The organism is Pseudomonas sp. LG1D9 (assembly GCF_002949995.1).
GTDB classification, from domain to species: Bacteria; Pseudomonadota; Gammaproteobacteria; order Pseudomonadales; family Pseudomonadaceae; genus Aquipseudomonas; species Aquipseudomonas proteolytica.
Genome location: NZ_CP026881.1, coordinates 5,583,624 through 5,601,234 on the forward strand (window position 1 = coordinate 5,583,624; position 17,611 = coordinate 5,601,234).

At 60.2% G+C, this 17,611-nt stretch carries 15 protein-coding genes and 2 pseudogenes; 6 read left to right on the forward strand and 11 right to left on the reverse strand.

Annotated elements, in window-relative coordinates:
- From C5F71_RS25800 to C5F71_RS25835, 9 genes and pseudogenes are all read right to left on the reverse strand, one after another.
- The gene (locus C5F71_RS25800) at positions 1 to 1,641 is read right to left on the reverse strand and encodes an AMP-binding protein (protein ID WP_104912306.1); all 1,641 of its coding nucleotides are present in this window, start codon (positions 1,639 to 1,641) and stop codon (positions 1 to 3) included.
- A 93-nt stretch (positions 1,642 to 1,734) separates the two neighbouring features.
- A pseudogene (locus C5F71_RS29780) lies at positions 1,735 to 2,004 on the reverse strand (methyl-accepting chemotaxis protein); the annotation flags it as partial.
- Positions 2,005 to 2,052: 48 nt separating this feature from the next.
- Positions 2,053 to 2,985: pseudogene (locus C5F71_RS29555) on the reverse strand (PAS domain-containing protein); the annotation flags it as partial.
- 28 nt (positions 2,986 to 3,013) lie between these two features.
- Positions 3,014 to 4,264 carry a GTP-binding protein gene (locus C5F71_RS25810; RefSeq protein ID WP_104912308.1) on the reverse strand — a complete coding sequence of 417 codons (1,251 nt, stop codon included), beginning with the start codon at positions 4,262 to 4,264 and terminating at the stop codon, positions 3,014 to 3,016.
- The gene (gene nthB / locus C5F71_RS25815) at positions 4,261 to 4,923 is read right to left on the reverse strand and encodes a nitrile hydratase subunit beta (protein WP_104912309.1); all 663 of its coding nucleotides are present in this window, start codon (positions 4,921 to 4,923) and stop codon (positions 4,261 to 4,263) included. Before nthB ends, C5F71_RS25810 begins: the two co-directional genes overlap by 4 nt.
- A gap of 39 nt (positions 4,924 to 4,962) precedes the next feature.
- The gene (gene nthA, locus C5F71_RS25820; RefSeq protein ID WP_070994918.1) at positions 4,963 to 5,565 is read right to left on the reverse strand and encodes a nitrile hydratase subunit alpha; all 603 of its coding nucleotides are present in this window, start codon (positions 5,563 to 5,565) and stop codon (positions 4,963 to 4,965) included.
- An 80-nt stretch (positions 5,566 to 5,645) separates the two neighbouring features.
- Complete coding sequence (locus tag C5F71_RS25825) at positions 5,646 to 7,160, reverse strand: amidase (RefSeq protein WP_070994917.1); 1,515 nt, start codon at positions 7,158 to 7,160, stop codon at positions 5,646 to 5,648.
- A gap of 117 nt (positions 7,161 to 7,277) precedes the next feature.
- The gene (locus C5F71_RS25830) at positions 7,278 to 8,147 is read right to left on the reverse strand and encodes a transporter (RefSeq protein WP_104912310.1); all 870 of its coding nucleotides are present in this window, start codon (positions 8,145 to 8,147) and stop codon (positions 7,278 to 7,280) included.
- Complete coding sequence (locus tag C5F71_RS25835) at positions 8,144 to 9,211, reverse strand: phenylacetaldoxime dehydratase family protein (protein WP_104912311.1); 1,068 nt, start codon at positions 9,209 to 9,211, stop codon at positions 8,144 to 8,146. Before C5F71_RS25835 ends, C5F71_RS25830 begins: the two co-directional genes overlap by 4 nt.
- A gap of 522 nt (positions 9,212 to 9,733) precedes the next feature.
- Between C5F71_RS25835 and C5F71_RS25845 the strand changes: the two genes are divergently transcribed.
- Positions 9,734 to 10,669 (forward strand): helix-turn-helix domain-containing protein, encoded by a 936-nt coding sequence (locus C5F71_RS25845; protein WP_104912313.1) that lies wholly within the window; start codon positions 9,734 to 9,736, stop codon positions 10,667 to 10,669.
- A gap of 169 nt (positions 10,670 to 10,838) precedes the next feature.
- Here the strand turns inward: C5F71_RS25845 and C5F71_RS25850 are convergent, their stop codons facing one another.
- A complete protein-coding gene (locus C5F71_RS25850) occupies positions 10,839 to 11,879 on the reverse strand; it encodes a zinc-dependent alcohol dehydrogenase family protein (protein ID WP_104912314.1) in 1,041 nt (346 codons plus the stop codon).
- 195 nt (positions 11,880 to 12,074) lie between these two features.
- Between C5F71_RS25850 and C5F71_RS25855 the strand changes: the two genes are divergently transcribed.
- The 5 genes from C5F71_RS25855 to C5F71_RS25875 all read left to right on the forward strand — a co-directional run bounded on the left by C5F71_RS25855 (position 12,075) and on the right by C5F71_RS25875 (position 16,518).
- Complete coding sequence (locus C5F71_RS25855; RefSeq protein WP_070994912.1) at positions 12,075 to 12,557, forward strand: Lrp/AsnC family transcriptional regulator; 483 nt, start codon at positions 12,075 to 12,077, stop codon at positions 12,555 to 12,557.
- Between the two features lie 108 nt (positions 12,558 to 12,665).
- The gene (locus C5F71_RS25860) at positions 12,666 to 13,862 is read left to right on the forward strand and encodes a GGDEF domain-containing protein (RefSeq protein ID WP_104912315.1); all 1,197 of its coding nucleotides are present in this window, start codon (positions 12,666 to 12,668) and stop codon (positions 13,860 to 13,862) included.
- Between the two features lie 57 nt (positions 13,863 to 13,919).
- Positions 13,920 to 14,825 carry a transcriptional regulator GcvA gene (gcvA, locus tag C5F71_RS25865; RefSeq protein ID WP_104912316.1) on the forward strand — a complete coding sequence of 302 codons (906 nt, stop codon included), beginning with the start codon at positions 13,920 to 13,922 and terminating at the stop codon, positions 14,823 to 14,825.
- 74 nt (positions 14,826 to 14,899) lie between these two features.
- Entirely contained in the window at positions 14,900 to 15,727 is an 828-nt protein-coding gene (locus C5F71_RS25870; RefSeq protein ID WP_104912317.1) for a DMT family transporter, read from the forward strand.
- A 29-nt stretch (positions 15,728 to 15,756) separates the two neighbouring features.
- A complete protein-coding gene (locus tag C5F71_RS25875) occupies positions 15,757 to 16,518 on the forward strand; it encodes an SDR family oxidoreductase (RefSeq protein WP_104912318.1) in 762 nt (253 codons plus the stop codon).
- A 28-nt stretch (positions 16,519 to 16,546) separates the two neighbouring features.
- Here the strand turns inward: C5F71_RS25875 and C5F71_RS25880 are convergent, their stop codons facing one another.
- On the reverse strand, positions 16,547 to 17,515 hold the full coding sequence (locus C5F71_RS25880) for an AraC family transcriptional regulator (protein ID WP_104912319.1): 969 nt from the start codon (positions 17,513 to 17,515) through the stop codon (positions 16,547 to 16,549).
- Between the last annotated feature and the right edge of the window lie 96 nt (positions 17,516 to 17,611).

Consider the following 17,611-nt stretch of genomic DNA (forward strand, 5'->3'; position numbering starts at 1 on the left):
TCATGTGTCGAGTGCCTGCTGTTTGGCTATTTCCTGATTGCGCAGAATGAACCGCTGCAACTTGCCACTGGGGGTCTTGGGCAGCTGTTCGACGAACTCGATTTCCCGGGGGTACGCATGTGCGGCCAGGCGCTGTCGGACATGCAGACGCAGGACTTCCGCCAGTTCGGCGCTGGGCTGGTACTGACAGTTGAGCATGACAAACGCCTTGATGAGTTCGGTGCGTTGCGGGTCGGGCTTGCCGATCACCGCGGCTTCGACGACTGCAGGGTGTTCGATCAACGCACTTTCGACATCGAAAGGTCCGACGCGATAGCCGGACGTGGTGATCACGTCGTCGTTGCGGCCGACAAAACTGATACTGCCGTCGTCATTAAGCTCGACGATATCGCCGCTCAAATAATAGCGGTCGACAAACGCCTTGGTGGGCATGCCGTAGTAGCCATTGAACCAGCACAGGGGCGAGCGCTCACGATCCACCGCCAGCACGCCCGGCTGACCCGTCGGTAACTCCCGATGGGCATCATCGAGCACGACAATCCGGTACCCCGGCACCGCATAACCGGCTGAGCCCTCGCGTATCGCATGGCTTAGCCCGTGGTGGTTGCACAGCACCATGCCGATCTCGGTTTGGCCGTAATGATCATGAATGACCACGCCGAGCTGTTCGCTAAACCAACGAATGACTTGCGGGTTGAGCGGCTCGCCGGCGCTGCTGACGACACGCAGATGGCCGCGCACCGCGTCGGCGAACTCGGCCTGCGCAGCGATCAGCAGGCGATACGCTGTCGGCGAACCGGCCAGGTTGCTGATCGCATACTTGGCGATGACTCGGCAGGTACTTTCGACACTGAACGGGCCATCATAGAAGAGGGTGGCCCGGCCGCACGCCAGTGGCCCGGTCACTGCGTAATAAAGGCCGTACGCCCAGCCCGGGTCGGCGAGGTTCCAAAAACGGTCGTCCTCGCGCAGGTCGATGGCGTCGCGCATATAGCCCTTGAACGCCAGGATGGCGCTTAAAGGCACCTCCAGCGGCTTGGCCGGCCCAGTAGTGCCCGAGGTGCACATGAGCAGGAAAGGAGCGTTGGCGTCCAGCAACTCAGGCGCGCAATCCGCTGGTTGGCGCTCCAATGCGCTCCAGAAGTCGTAGTCGCCGGGGCGCTGCGGCGCACCGTCGGTCACGATGATGGACGGGCAGTCAGTGACTTCGTCCAGCTTGGGCCGGTTTTGGGCGTCGGTCACTATCCAGCGCGCCTCGGAGCAGCCCAATCGCTGCTCGATGGCCTTGGGACCGAAGGCGGTAAAGAGCGGCTGGTAGACCGCCCCGATGCGCCAGGTGCCCAGAATGGCAATCAACAGTTCAACCGTGCGTGGCATCAGGCCCGCGACACGGTCTCCCGGGCGCACCCCTTGCTCTCGCAGAAAATTGCCAAAGCGCGCAGCGTGTACCTGCAGCTCGCTGAAGGTGTGGTGCGTGGCACGGCCATCCCGGGTTTCGCAGTACAACGCCACGGCATCCCCGTGGGCGTGCCGGTCGCAGCATTCGATGCACGCGTTCAAGGCATCCGGCTCGCCGTGCAAGTCCTGGGCGGCCAGTTGCAGATAGTCGAAGGAGGTCACTGCTGAGTCGTAATCGCGCATAACATACCTGATTGTTTTTGTTGAAATATGCTCTGCACCCGCGCCCATCGCGCAGGTGTCCGGGTGTGGCTAGCTGTCCATCATTTCGGCCGCTTGCTGGGTCGCCTGGCTGGTCCGGGTGGCCAGTTTGCGTACTTCATCTGCGACCACCGCAAACCCGCGCCCGGCGTCGCCGGCCCGTGCGGCCTCGATGGCGGCGTTCAACGCCAACAGGTTGGTCTGGCTGGCAATGCCCTGGATGGTGGAGACGATCTGCGTCAGCTTGCTGAGGGTTTCCTGCATTACCCGGTGCTGCTGTGCCTGCGCCTCGCGCATCGTGCTTTCTTCATGGTGGGCATGGATATCGGTGATGGCGCCCACCACCCGTTGCGGGGACCCGTCCTGGGCACGGCGCGTTTGCCCACGGCCGCGGAACCAGCGGTAAGTGCCATTTTTGTGCTTGAGTCGATAGTCCACATCGAACGGCGTTTTACCGCTGCGGTCGTCGACGTGTGCCACAAACGCCGCAATGGCCCGTGCGCTGTCGTCGGGATGCAAGCGCGAGGTCCAGCTCTCCAGGGTGTTAGGAAACTCCTCAACGGTGTTGCACCCCAGTAACCGGCGCATTTGTGAAGACCACCAAATGGTGTTTTTCGGGTTCGCCGGGTCGCCGGCCACCACCTCGATATCCCAGAGCCCGTCATGCAGCATTTCCCGGGAGATATCGAAACGTGTGGCGGCCAGTTCGAGCGCTTCGTTGTGCAGGTGCTCTTCATGCACGTCACGCACGCTTCCGCCGATGGCCAGCGCCACGCCTTGCGCGTCGCGTCTTGAAGCACCGCTGATCCTGCACCAGCGATAGTCACCACCTGTTGCAGGCTTCATCCTCGCGAGCAGCGTAAAGGGGGGGCGTTCGCTGCGATCGGCCAGGTGCCTGGCGAGCGCCTCCAAGTGCGGTTGCCGGTCAGCCGGATGCAACCGTTCGCTCCAACTCCCCAGTTGATCTGGGCCTTCGCCCGTCCACGTCAGCGCAGATTCCGGCGCAGGTGCACCAGCCCCATTCAGCTCCAATGACCAAAACCGTTCGCCTGCGCCGTGGCTTATCAGCGCCCAATGCGCCTGCGCTTGGCGCAATGCCTTGTCGCTACCAGCGAGGCGCTCCTCCAGTTGACTGATTTGCAAGGTCTGCGCCCGGGCCTGCTCCTTGAGGTCCCGTCGCTCTTGCAGCAGGTGCTCGACGCTTGCCAGGATGGGGCGCAACAAGGGGTTGCTTGATGATAAAGGCGTGCTCGCCTTGTCAGGCTGCTCCAGCCTGTCTGCGAGTGACGCCAGAACCCAGCGGGTGGTTCGGCTAAAAAAAAGCATGGAACACCTCTTTCACGGTCAAATGGGGTCAGCTTGCAAGGCGGGACGTAGGGCGTGCTGATAAGGCCCGAGCGTCAAAAGCTTGCGCCCCCGGCAGGGCTTGCCAGGCCGAGGGGCCGTCGGCAATTTCCCGAGCACTCAGCAGGCAATTGTCGAGCTCGCGCTGCAACGCGTGGGTGTCCAGGTTCTGGCCAATAAAGACCAACTCCTGCCGGCAGTCGCCGACAACGCTGTCCCACTTGGCCATGATCCTGTGCAACCGATATTCATCCTGTGGCCATTGCGGCTGCTCGATGAAGTTCCACCAGTGCCCTACGTAATCCCATTGGAACTGTTTGCCGCTTTGTACCAGCAGGCCGGTTTCCAGGTGTCGGCTGGCGAGCCAGAAGTAACCTTTGCTGCGCAATAACTGCCCGTTGCACCAGGGGCGCTCGAGAAAGTCGAGCAAGCGCTGTGGGTGAAAGGGCGCTCGTTCGCGGTACACCCAGGAAGTCACGCCATAGGTGTCTGATTCGGAGGCGGGTGCATCGCTGGCCTCCATGCTTTTCATCCAGCCCGGCGACGCTGCAAGGCTGGGTAAATCAAACAGGTGCGTACCGAGGATGGCGGGCAGCTCAACGTTGCCGTGGGCCATCGGCACGATCCGCGCACTGGGGTTGAGACCGGTGAGGATTGCGTGCAACGCCTGGTAACCGGCCTCGTCGATCAAGTCCAGTTTGTTGACAAGAATGACGTTGGCGTACTCCACCTGCTCAATCAGAAGATCGGCCAGATGGCGTTGGGGGGCGTCTTGCTGTGCGTCATCGCGGGCCACGGTATCCGGTGACTCCAGCAGCGCCTGGAAACGGCTGCCATCGACCACTGTCACCAAGGTATCGAGCCGCGCCAGTTCGCTGAGGCTGAAACCCTCGGCGTCAAGGAAGGCGAATGTCTCTGCGACCGGCATCGGTTCGGAAATCCCCGTGGACTCGATCAGCAGGTAATCGAAGCGCTGCTGACGTGCCAGGGCACTGATCTGCTCCAGCAAATCAGCGCGCAGCGTGCAGCAGATACAGCCATTGCTCATCTCGATCAATTCATCCCGGCCACGGTGCAGCGACACATCGCGCTGCACCTCTGCGGCATCGATGTTGACCTCGCTCATGTCATTGACGATGACCGCTACCCGCAGCCCTTCGCGATTGCGCAGGATATGGTTGAGCAGGGTGGTCTTGCCGGCGCCGAGGAAGCCGGAAAGCACGGTCACCGGCAGCCGGCCCGCCTGGGCGCCGTCCATCATACGTTCACCGCTCGATTGCCCTGGACGTGGTCCAGGTAGCTTTCGAACAGGTCGACCACCACGAAGCCCTCGTCTGCAGCGTCGCCCCACAGATCTTTGGTGTGGAACTCGACATGGTAGGTGGGCTGATGCGCCGCGCTCGTATCGCCATGGCCAATGGCGTCCGGGAATGGCCATTTTTCTGATGTGCGATGCAATACCACGCCTTGCTTGCCGCGCACGTAGGCCGGCATGCGGATATGCCCGGCCACGTATTCGTCCCGCACCACCACTCGGTCGCCGACCTCAAAGGGGGCGCGACCGGTGATCGCCGCTCGACCTTGAGCGTGCGCCGGGTTCGCCAGCTTGAAGTGCGAACCCAGCGCCTGGTCGAGTTCAGCCTGGGTGATGACACCGGTTTCGACCAGCAGGGTGGCGGTCGCGATAACGTAGCGTTCGTAGTACTGGGTGCCGACATGTTGGCGAACATCCAGGCGTTCGACGGCGTGACGCACTTCGTCCACGCTGAACTTTTTCAAGTGATCGGCACCGATAAACATCAAGCTGTAGGCCAGGTGCTCCCAGTCCTGCTTGAACACCTGTTTGTAACTCAGGCTGTTGATGGTGTGAGGGACTTTGCCAAAGCCTTGGAAACCGCCGAGATCGTGAAAGCCATCCATAATAGAAACTCCGGGAATTGAACGAAGATGCGCTGTTTTTCAGTCAGCGCGGGGCAGGGCGACGCCGATCAGCACGTCTTTGGTCACCAGCGTCTGAAGCTGCTCCTCACTCATGTGCTCGCAGCCTTCAGGCCTTAGCGGCAACACCAGATAGCGGGTTTCGGCGCTGGTATCCCAAACCTTGACCACCACGTCACTGGGCAACTCGGTGCCCAGTTCGCGCAGTACGGTGCGGCCCTCCCGGACCAGGCGCGCACGGAACTCGAAGCCCTTGTACCACTCAGGTGGCAGGCCGAGCACAGGCCAATTGGTGCAGGAGCACAGGCTGCAGACAATGACGTTCTTAACCTCAGGCGTATCTTCCAGGGCGACGATGTATTCGCCCTGCGGGCCGGTATAGCCGAACTGGGCGCATGCAGCGGTGCCGTCCTTGAGCAACTGCGCCCGGAACTGCGGATCGACCCAGGCCTTGGCGACCACGCGGGCGCCGTTTTGAGGGCTCCAGCCGTGTTCCATCAATTGCGTGAGCTGCTCGACGTAGCCCTGCGGGATGAGTTCCTTGCTCTTGAGCACTTGAAACAATGCCCAGGCCCGTTCACCGGGGGTTGAAGTGCTCGCAGGCGTAGAAGTGGATGCACTCATGGGGTATCTCCTATCAGTCAACGCGGTTGTGGTGTGATTGAAACGTGCCGGTCTTTGTTATTGTTTTTCAGGTAAGCCACTCAGAGCGTGCGCCAGTCCGCCGAGGCCTCAAATGCCGCCGCCGCTTGGTAAATCGTGCCTTCGGCATAGTGTTTGGCGACCAGCATCAACCCCACGGGCAGGCCGTCTACCAGGCCGCAAGGGATCGACATGGCCGGATGCCCGGTGATGTCTTGTGGCGCTGTGTTGCCGATCATTTCCAGTGCCCGCGCCACGTATTCGCTGATCGAACAGCCTGCGGCCGGGTGGGGTTGGGCCGTGATGGGGGTGGTTGGCATCACCAGCAGGTCATAGGTTTGCAGTGCCTTGTCATAGCTTTGTCGGGCGAAGCGGGCGAGGTTTTGTGCCTTGGCGTAGTAGCGCCCGTTGTAGTGGTTCAGTCCGTATTGGCCGACGAACATGCACAGCTTGAGCGATGCGGACAATTGGTCGGCCTGCTCGCGCCAACCGGCTTGTTTGTCCAGCAGGCCGACGTCGTACAGGCCTTTCCAGTTAAAGCCCGCGCCGTTGCCATGCATCATTTGCATGGTCAAGCCTTCGCAACCGATGGGGTGCCACAGCGCCCCGGCCAAGTCGTGTTCGGGAATGGATACCGGCTCGATATGCGCACCCAACGCCTCAAGGCGGGCGATAGCCTCACGCACCTTGTCCGCCACACGGGCATCCTGGTTGGCCAGCGCGAATCCCTCCTGCAGCACACCGATTCTGAGTCCGCTCACCCCCCGTCCCAGGTAGCTGCAATAGTCATCGACCTGAGGCGCCGCCTGGCGCGGGTCGAGACCATCCGAACCGGCCATGGCCTGCAACATCAGCGCGTTGTCGCGCACGTTGGCGGTGATGGGGCCGACATGATCGATGGTGGCTTCAATCGCCATGATGCCGGTGTAGGGCACCAAGCCATGGGTCGGCTTCATGCCGTAGGTCCCGCAGAACGCCGATGGGATGCGTATGGAGCCGCCCTGATCACCGCCTACGGCGATGTCCACTTCGCCGGCGGCGACCAGTGCGGCACTACCCGACGACGAGCCGCCCGCGGCATAACCGTGGCGGTAGGGGTTGTGCACCGGGGCGGGGTCGGAAGTGTGGCTGCCGCCTGACAGGCAGTAGTGCTCGCACGTGGCTTTGCCGAGGATAGTTGCGCCGGCATTGAGCAAACGCGTGACCACGGTGGCATCAAAACCCGGCACAAAACCTTCCAGCGGTGCGGCGCCGTTCATCATGGGCACGCCGGCCAAGGAGACGTTGTCTTTGAGCGCGACGGTTTTGCCCGCCAGCAGGCCGTCGCGGGCGCCATTGACTTCGGTGCGGTAATACCAGGCATTGAGCGGGTTCTCCCTGTTCGAGGGACGATAGCCCGCACTGCGGTCGTAACGGATGGGGGGCACGAAATCACACAGCTCGTCGACCAGGTCGTACGCATCGAAACTCGATTGCATCAGCTCCAGGTAGGACGCCGCCTGCTCGTGGGTCAGCTGCATGTTCAACTGCGCCGCGATGGCTAGCAGTTGATCAAGTGTGGGACGAATAATGGCCATGATTTTCCTGTCTTTTATCAGTTCAGTCCGGGTAGCAATAGCGACCAAATTAGGCATCTATTGCCGTATGCGCATGGTTGAGCAGGACACTCATTTGGCTGAGAAAGACATTGGGACTCAGAACACTTTCAACACGCGCAGATTCAAGCGCGCGCCTTCCTTGAAGCCTTGCTCAACCTCGATGTCCTTACCCAGCTGGGCCTGGATCTGCAGGGTTGGGTCGATGAAATGAGTGACCGTGAAGCGGGCGTAGGAGGTCGAGACACCATCGTGCTGGTCAACACCGTCCACGGTGGTCGCGGCCCCGCTGACGTAACCCCCGCCGAGTGCGAATGTGGTGCTTGGCGTCCAGTTGTAGCGCACGGCCGCCTGGTACTCGTAGCGCGTGTTTTCTTCGAGTTTTGCGCGGGTGGCGCCGAAGTCGTTATTGGCCGAGACCCAGGACACGTCGGCGACGGTGTCCAGCGCCCACTGAGCGGAGAAGTGGTGGATATAGGCCGCTTGTAACGTCGCCCGCCAGCGGTTCTCGCCCAGGTTCAAGCCATCGTTTTTGTTGTAGCTGCCGACGGGGATGTAGAGGTAAGGGGCGATGGCAAACACATCTTTGTTTGCGGTAGGTAATGTCCACTTCAGAGGGGCGGTGATGATCGGGTCACCCACGCCATGGGTGTGGCCCAGCGCGCCGACATCGCCCGAGGCGTTCGTATAGCCGAACGGCAGCAGAATCTGCGGTTCCCATGAAAGGTTCTCGGAAATCCCTATGGCATGGATATAACGCAGGATGCCCACGTCGGAGCTGAGCTTGGCGTTGTCGGAGGTTCGATGGCCGTTGCGATAAAGATCGGACCTGTCGGCGTGTTGGTAGTAAAACAGCACGGCATCGGCCCCTGCGGGCAGCGGTTCGAAATCCCCCGGCGATACTTCAAGGGCCTGGCTTTTTGCAAACGGCAACATCCCCAGCACAAGTACGAGTCGACTCAGTTTCATGGTCGCTCTCCTTGCGCGACAGCAGCATCGCGTAGCATTCCGGTGTGCGGGTGGCAGTTGATGTACTCGAAAATCTGGCTTTTGGCGTCCGATACCGACACCTCGTGGTACAGCCGCAACTTCTGCAAGCCCGCGGCCACGCGGAAGAACGTCACGAAGATACGCAGGTGGGTGGGGTGGGATTCGGCCCAGCGTTCGAGCTTCTCCACCGAGCGCCAGTGACCGATGTTGTAGCTGACGTCGAGAAAGTTGCCGTCCAGGTCGATATTGCGCACGAACCGGTTGCTGTAGCAGCCCAGCGCTTGGCCGTTGTCACGCAGGAAGTCCATGCCGTCCTGCAACGTCGGCAGGATCTCGTCGAGGTACAGTGAGCGCTCGTGCGCCTCGGCGTCGGCCCAGTCCTGGCCGGAACGAATCAGCGTGAGGTTGTCATGCCCCAGCACCACGACCCGTCCGCCTTTGGCAGGATCACCGGCGATCACTTGCAGCTCGCTCGTTGGCTTCATCCAGTCCGTTTGCGAGATGGGGAAACGGTCGCGCATCGAACCCCAGTAACCGTGCTCTTCGATTTCGCCGCTGGTTGTATCCATGACTGCGCCGACACCGGGCAGGTTGTCCTGGAAGGCGTAGAGTGTTTCGAACTGCTCAGCACGCGGTGCGCTGATTTCACGGAAATATCCCAGGCCGTCGTTGAGCCTGTCCTGTGACGTCCACCAATCGTTCACCGGCGCGCAGCGCAACCAGCGGCAGTGGGCCGCCGGGCTCTTCCAGTAGCCGACCACTATCAAATTATCAAAGCCGCTGCTGTCGGTGTGGTGGGTCAAATCATGGGTCTGTGGGCCATCGGCCAGGTCGAAACTGGCGACGATGTGCCGCATGGCCCGGAGTGCCGCTGCGCGCTGCGCCTCGCCTCGATACTGCACGCCGAGGTAGGCCATCACCACTTGTTCCAACTGCTCGTCGGCGCGTGCGACCCACATCGGGAACGGCGGTTGATACTCGTCGGGCACACGGCGCGATAGAGTGCGTGGGCATTTGAGATGTGTGTCGATTGCAGATTCCATCTTGAGCTCCTCGTTATTTTGGTTCAGGCCTACGGTTGGGCTTCAGTGCTTGCTTGATTGACCGCGCTTGGCGGTCTGGCGTCGGTGCAGCAGCTTCATGGACCCCCACTCAATCAACCAACAAGCCGACTCTTCGGGTGCCAGATCGCGCCTGTGCAAAAGCCAGGAGGAATCAGCCAATCGTTGTGAATAGTCTCGATGCATGGCGTGCCTCATCAGCGGGGAAGGGCTGCTGTGAGGGGAAAATTAGGCGTGACGGCGAGGGGCCGCTTGGTTCGTCGAGACAACCGCTTGGTTGGAAAAGACAACGCCGCAAGGGGCGCCACAGCGGTGATCGGCGTTGGTGCACCAGCCCCCAAAGCCAGGGTTCTGTGCCTCTTAATGGTGACGCAAAGGGGGCAGGGCGCCGCGATGCACACGTGAGCGCGACCCTGATTGTGCTTGGCCTGTTAATTGCTAGCGCTGACACGCCGGTTACACTTTTTCCAGCGCTTACTGCATTGCTGTACCGAGGCCAGTGCCATGAATCCAAGCACTCAATATTCAACCCTTGCCGTTGCTGCACCACGTCGCTTTGATTACTGGAAAGAAGTGGTCTGCCGCCACTGCCTGGCGGCCGATAGCAAACCCTTGTCCCAGAGCAGTTTCGATGGCGCGCTGGCGATCAACAGCCTGGGCGGTCTGGACATCTGTTCACTGTCATCGCCACTGCATTATTGGGAGCGCTCCGAACGGCATTTGCGCAGCGGTCCCGCCGAAGATTTATGGTTGGGTTTCGTGCGAAATGGCCATGGCCAGATTGAACAGGGCGCAAGAAAAGCCAGCCTGGCAGTTGGCAATTTGTTTCTTTATGACGCAACTCAAGCGTTCCGATTCAGCTTCGGTGGTACCGAAAACCACCTGGTCCGTATTCCCCGAGCGTTGCTGACCGAACGCCTGCCGCGCATTACGGAATACACCGCGATGGTCCTCGACGACCGCAGGCCAGGGGTGATCCCTTTGCGCGAAATGTTGCGCCAGGCGGCGAGTGCCCCGGCTTCGTTGCAGGATGATTCCATCTCCAATCGTTATTCAGAGGCGTTGCTCGACCTGCTGGTAATCAGCCTGGAGCTCCAGGACCTGAAGGCTACCCACCAGGAACTGGACCTCTATGGCCGCATCATGCAGTACATTCAACGGCACTTGACCGAGCCGGACCTGTCGATTGAAGTCATCGCCCAGGCCCACAATGTGTCCACCCGCACCGTCACGCGGGCCTTTGCGCGCTACCAGAAAACCCCCGTTGCAGAGATTTGGAAGGAACGCCTGAATGCTAGCCGTGAAGCGATCGAGCGCGGCCAGGTGCGCAGCGTCTCCGAGGCGGCACTGGACTTCGGGTTTTCTGATTTCTCCCATTTCAGCCATGCGTTTCGCAAGGCGTTCGGTGTGGCGCCGAATACGCTTTTACGCCGCGATTGAAACTGCCAGACACTGACAATTTCCCTGTGGCGAGCGGGCTTGCCCCGCGCTGGGCTGCGAAGCAGCCCCAAAACCAACCGTTATGGAGTATCTGGTAGACCGCATTCGATTTACTGGGGCCGCTTCGCAGCCCAGCGCGGGGCAAGCCCGCTCGCCACGGCCACAGGCATTAAAACTCGGTAATGACCGTTACCCCAGCCGTCTCGAACCGGTCCATATTGGTCAACGCGTCGATAGATTGCTCCAGGCTGATGGTCTTACCCACGAGTTTTTCAGGCGCCAGCTTGCCTGAGGTGATCATCTCGATCATTGCCCCATAGCGATGCGCTTGCATCCCGTGGCTACCGTAGATTTCAAGTTCGTGCGCGATAACCTTGCTCATGGGGATTGCCGGCGTGGCGTGATCAGCCAGCATCAGCCCCACCTGGACGTGCTTGCCGCGACGGCGCAGGTTGCTGATGGAGTTGAAACACGTGGTTGGGTGACCCAATGCGTCCAGCGATACGTGGGCACCGCCCTGGGTGATTTCCAGCACGGCTTCGGTGACGTTCGCGACGCACTGGGCATTCAGGGTGGCGACAGCGCCGAGTGCGCGTGCCAGGTCGAGTTTATCCTGGGAAATATCGATGGCGATCACGTTCGCGCCGATGGCGTGGGCGATCATCACCGCAGACAGACCTACTCCGCCGCAACCGTGAACCGCGACCCATTGACCGGCGCTGACTTTGCCTTGGTCAACCACTGCACGGAACGAGGTGGCAAAGCGACAACCCAGGCTTGCAGCGGTAGCAAAATCCATGCTTTCAGGCAGCGCGACCAGGTTCAGATCGGCCTGATGGATACCGACGTATTCGGCAAAAGAGCCCCAGTGAGTGAAGCCTGGCTGGAACTGCGTGTGGCATACCTGTTGATTGCCGCTGTTGCACTCGGCACAAGCACCACACCCGCCCACGAACGGCACGGTCACGCGGTCACCGACCTTCCATCGCGTGACATCGTTACCCACCTCGGCCACGATGCCCGCGAGCTCGTGCCCGGGTACATGCGGCAGTTCAATGTCGGGGTCATGGCCTTTCCAGCCATGCCAGTCGCTGCGGCATACGCCGGTGCCAAGCACTTGAATCACCACACCATGCCGTTGCGCAGAAGGATCTGCCACGTTCATCAGGCGCGGCGGTTTGGCAAAGGCTTCGTAGACGACTGCTTTCATTCAAATTACCTATGTTTGGATGGGCGGTGCGACTCAACCGGCTGCTGGTCATCCTCGGTTCGCTTCGAAACGTGATGATCCAGGCATTGCCAATTATGAATGAACGCCTTGAAATTACCCTTCAAGTTGCAATTGACGGATCAACAGATCTGAAATTAATCTTCGTTTTTTGGCCTTAATATGAGGAGTTATTTCATTATCGAGCAGCTCGATAAGGCGGACATTGCAATAACTGAACGTTTGCAACGCGACGGCAAGCTGTCGAATGTCAAGCTGGCCGAGCAACTGTCCCTCAGCGAAGCATCCTGTTGGCGCAAGCAAAGACGGCTTGAGGAATGCGGTGTTATCGAGGGGTACCAAGCCATTCTCAATCGAAAAAAACTAGGGCTAGGCCTGAAGGCCTTTGTTCAGATCTCTTGCACTGATCACAGCGAAGAAGCCACGGCGACGTTTGAAAAGATTATTCTGGCGGCCCCACAGGTCCTGAGTTGCCACAACACGACGGGCGAGGCGGACTTTTTGCTTGAGGTAGTTGCCCGGGACCTGGACAGCTATAGCCGCTTTGTCGAAAAAGTGCTGAGAAAGCTCCCTGGCGTTTTAAGTATTCGCTCCAACCTCTCCCTGCGAGAGGTGAAGACCACCAATCGGCTGCCCGTCAGCGAGCTCTTGAGTATCTGAATGCTGTCAGGACAGGCGCGAAGATAATGCTGCAGGTGGCTGACAAACTGACAGCCGACTCAACTAAACTCCACCAGAGCTGCTCCCGACAGCGCCTGGTGAGACGTCATGATTGCCCATACCCCCACGCTATTTGCCTGCGTCGCCTTAGTGGCGACGATCATGGCGTTTTGTCTGATATTGGTCGGCCAGTTCAACCAGCGTGACGGCTTGCTGACCATTGGCTTTGGTTTGCTGGCACATGCCCTGGCCTACATTGGATACACCTTGTACGGCCACGCCCCGTTATGGTTGACCTATGGGGCTGCGAACACATTGTTGGCGGTCGCGCTGGCCTTTTACGGGGCCAGCGTATTTCGTATCGTTGAGTTGCGCGTCTGCTGGTGGCAGATATTTGCACCTGCTGCATTGATGCTTGTGTTGATGGTCAGTCTGATCGACACGCTGGAGCCGCGCATGCTCGCCGCCACGCTTGTGTTGATGGTGCAGTGTGCCTTGATCATCTATTGGACGCGTCGCTACATACCCGCTCAGGGGCGTGCGCGCATGCTGTTGATCATCGGATCAAGCATCAGCCTGATCGGCCTGGGCATGCGGGTGATCGCCATCATCGGCGGAGGGGCTGCCGAGATGCGCTATGACGTCAGTAACCTTAAGCAAACCATCTCAGTCAGCATCGGCACGTTCACCGCGATGATGATCTCCCTCGGGCTGGTGCTGCTGGCCAAAGAGCGCAGTGAGTCGTTATTCCAGCGCCTGGCGTTGCGTGACGTGCTGACCGGCATTCTCAATCGCAGAGCCGTCCTCGAGCAGTTTTCCAAAGAACTGGAACGCGCGCGTCGAGACGCTTCCTACCTGGCAGTGGCGATGGTCGACATCGACCATTTCAAGCAGATCAATGATGTGTATGGGCACCTGGCGGGTGATGAGGTGATTTGCCACTGCGTCAATCAACTTACCCAGCGAATTCGTGAGTCCGACAGTATCGGGCGTTACGGTGGCGAGGAGTTTCTGGTGCTGCTTCCCCACACCAACCCCGAAAACGCCGTGGCAGTCCTGGACCAGTTGCGTGAGTCGGTCGCTGAGTCTCCGGCTCGGTTTGGCGAGGCAAGCATCTCATTGCGCATCAGCATCGGTGTTTGCTGCGTGGTGCCAAACGAAGATGACACCACGGCCAGCCTGCTTGCCCGTGCGGATGCCGCTCTTTATGACGCCAAGGGTTTGGGGCGCAATACCTTGTGTTTGGCGCCGCAGCAGGAGCATCGCGATAACACGGCTCCGTTCACGTCATGGAGCACTAGGTGAAACATGAGCTAGCGTTCATGCATGCGCCTTTCTGATAACTCGCTGGATTCTGCCCCTATGAAAGACCTGCCGCCCACTGCCACCTTGCGCGCATTTGAAGCAGCCACCCGGCACTTGACCTTTACGTCGGCCGCACAGGAGCTACATGTCACTCAAAGCGCGGTCAGTCACCAGCTCAAGCATCTAGAGGCGCTTTGGGGCGTGCAGTTGTTTGAGCGTAGCAAGACGTTACGCCTCACGGCAGCGGGGGCTGCGCTGGCGCCGATCGTGCGGGAGTTTTTCATCAGTCTGGAGGCGACTCTGGGTGATTTGCGCGAGCAAAAAGACAGGGTTCGACTCAGCGTCAGCACCACCTATTCCTTCGCGCTCAAATGGCTGCTGCCACGCTTGCCGCGTCTCTCTCGTCAGTACCCCGAGCTGCTGGTCTCGCTGGACACCACGGATAAAATAATCCACTTCTCCCACGGCCAGGCTGATGTAGCGATCAGGCTCGGCAAGGGCAACTACCCCGGTCTGCATTCTGAGTTCCTGTTTGGGGAGCAGGTCTTTCCTGTGGCCAGCCCCGAACTGTTGCGGCGCGTCGGGACTCCGCAGAGCCCCGCAGACCTGTTGCATTTCCCGCTGCTGACGCGGGACGGTGCCGAGTTGGTGCCTAAGTGGGAGGTATGGTTTCAAGCCGTCGGGCTGGCCTATTTGCCGCTCAAGGAGAGCGTCCGATTTGGCGATACCAACATGACGGTCGAGGCGGCCTTGCTCGGCCAGGGCGTTGCATTGGTGCGCAGTGGGCATGTCGAGAACGAAATCAGCGATGGCCGTTTGGTGCGGTTGTTTGATGTGCCGCTTCCATCGCCATTGGCTTACTACTTCGTATGCCCCAAGGGCATTGAATCGCAACCGCACATCGCCAGCTTTCGCCAATGGTTGGTCGGCGAGGCACTGAAAGTCCAACGGCTGGACCAGTGAATTATGAGCATCCGTTCATGCTGCGATGAGGAGACTTCGCTTTAGTCCCGGCGCGGCATTGCCTAGAGTGGCGCATGCCTATTCATATCATCTTCCTCGTGCTTTTCGCCGCGCTCCTGCATGCCAGCTGGAATGCGCTGCTGCGTAGCGGTGCCGATCGCTTGTGGTCCATGACGGTGATGTGCATTGCCATTGCCATCACCTGTGTCGTCGCCGCAGTGTTCATGGTGCCCCCCGCGATTGAGAGCTGGGGCTACGCGGTGCTTTCGGGATTGCTGCATGTGGGCTACAACCTGTTTCTGGTGCGCAGTTACCGGGTCGGCGACCTGGGGCAGGTCTATCCGATTGCACGGGGTTCGTCGCCGGTGCTGGTTACCGTGGGCGCCGCGGTTTTTGCTGGAGAAAGCATCACGCCCGGCCAATTGCTGGGGATTGCGCTGGTGTCAGGCGGGATTATTTCGTTGGCCTTCAGAGGGCGCAGTCTGTCGATTCCCAGCCTGCCCTATGCGCTGGGTACGGGCGGCTTTATCGCGGCCTACAGCGTGGTCGACGGCATCGGCGCCAGGCTCTCCGGCGCGCCGCTTGCGTACACCGTGTGGATGTGCGCCCTGTGGGGCGTGCTGATGCCAGTGGTCTACATCGGCCTGCGTGACACCCGCAGCTTGTTCTGCGTGAGGCCCGGAACAGTGACCGCCTTGGTCGGCGGGCTGGTCTCTTTGCTTGCGTATGGAATGGTCATCTACGCCATGACCGAAGCGCCCCTGGGCGCGGTATCGGCATTGCGCGAAACCAGCGTGCTGTTTGCGGTGTTGATCGGCTATGTGTTTCTCGGCGAAACGCTCAGCGCGCGTCGGATACTGGCGTGCCTGGTGATCGCCAGCGGCATCCTCATCATCGGCTGATACAGCCAATAACGCAGGAGCTATATGTCATGGTCAACGTCTCGCAGGTACCGCTGATTCTAATCACGGGTGGAAGTCGGGGAGTAGGGGCGGCAACCGCCCGGCTGGCTGCGGCAAGAGGTTATGACGTGGCTATCAGCTACGTTGCCAACGAGCCCGCAGCGCGGGCGGTGGTTGCGGATATTGAAGCGTTGGGGCGCAAAGCCTTGTCGATGCGGGCAGACAGTGCGGACCCCCAGCAGGTGGCCGATTTGTTCGCGGCCATCGATCGCACATTCGGCCGCATTGACGTCCTGGTCAATAACGCCGGGATGCTGGCGCCTCAATCACGCCTGGAAGAGCTCGGCTTCGAGCGGATGCAGCGCATCTTTGCGGTCAATGCCATTGGGCCAATTCTCTGCGCGCAACAGGCGGTAAAGCGCATGGCTTACCGTCACAAGGGCCCGGGCGGCGTGGTGATCAATGTCTCATCGGCATCCGCGCGCCTTGGCAGCCCCAATGAGTACGTCGACTATGCGGCGTCAAAGGGGGCGTTGGAGACGTTCACCATTGGCTTTGCGAAGGAGGTGGCTCGGGAAGGCATACGCGTCAACTGTATTCGCCCCGGGCATATTTATACCGACATGCATGCCAGCGGCGGTGAGCCGGGGCGGGTCGATCGTGTCAAGGACTCGATCCCCATGGGGCGGGGCGGACAACCTGAGGAAGTAGCACGCGCGATTCTATGGTTGGCGAGCGCCGAGGCATCGTTCGTGACCGGTACATTCCTGGACGTAACGGGCGGTAAATGAGTCAGAGGCGTGGATCATCGACTCGGTTTCAAGTAACAGCGGGCTGCCTCACCTTACGACTCAATCCAGGTGTTTTGCCCGTGATGCGCTTGAATGCACGACTGAAAGCGGCCTGCGATGTATAGCCCAAACGCTGCGCTACCTCTTCAATCGGTAGCCTTTCGAGGGTCAGCCACTGGCTCGCCAGCCGCATTCGCAGTTCGGTGACATAGCGTAGCGGGGCCATGCCAATCGTCAGTTGGAAGCGGTCCGCGAAGACCGAGCGTGAGGTATTGCAGTGCTCGGCCAACTGCGCAACGGTCCAGTCGCGGCCCGGTTGCTGATGGAGCGCAAGCAGCGCGCCGGCCAAGCGTGGATCGCGCAAGGCGGCGACCAGGCCTGAGGCATTGCCGCAGGCGCACTCCACCCAACCGCGAACGACCATGGCAGCCACCACGTCGGCCAAACGCGCGAGGATCCCGGCGAAGCCGATACGGGCGGCGCTGACCTCACGCTCCATGGTGGCCAGGATCGGTACCAGGCCGGGGTAACGCTGGCCGCCGGCATCAATCAGCATCAGGCCCGGCATCAGCTTGCCAAGGCCATGGATACTGCCCAGTTCAAACTCCATACAACCACTGAACAAAATAGTGCTCGGCGTAGAGCTGGCATCGGCGCCGGTATCCACTGCGCTGACGGTGTCACCGAGCGGGGCGCCGTCTAGACGGTCGATGTCTAGAACAGGCGCGCTTGGATGTGAAAGCAGTTGATGGGCCGCGCCATGGGAGATGAATACGGCGTTGCCGGCAGACAGCTCGTAGGTGGTGCCATCCTCCATGCGCAGCACCGCATTGCCGACGGCGATGAAGTGGAACCAGGCGTGCCCAGGTTTTTCCGGGAAGCCCAAACCGAAGGCGGGGCCTGCCTGGATACGCCGGTATTCGACGCCACGCAGGCGCATGCCACGCAATAGCTCGTTGATGAGGTCCGAGGAGAGAGCAAACTGGTCAATAGGCATCGTTCAGGTGTTTCAGTCAAAAAGTAGAGATTTTCAATCATAGATCATCCGGATTACGACGCCTAGACTTCGGTTCGTAATGAAGATTGGGAGATC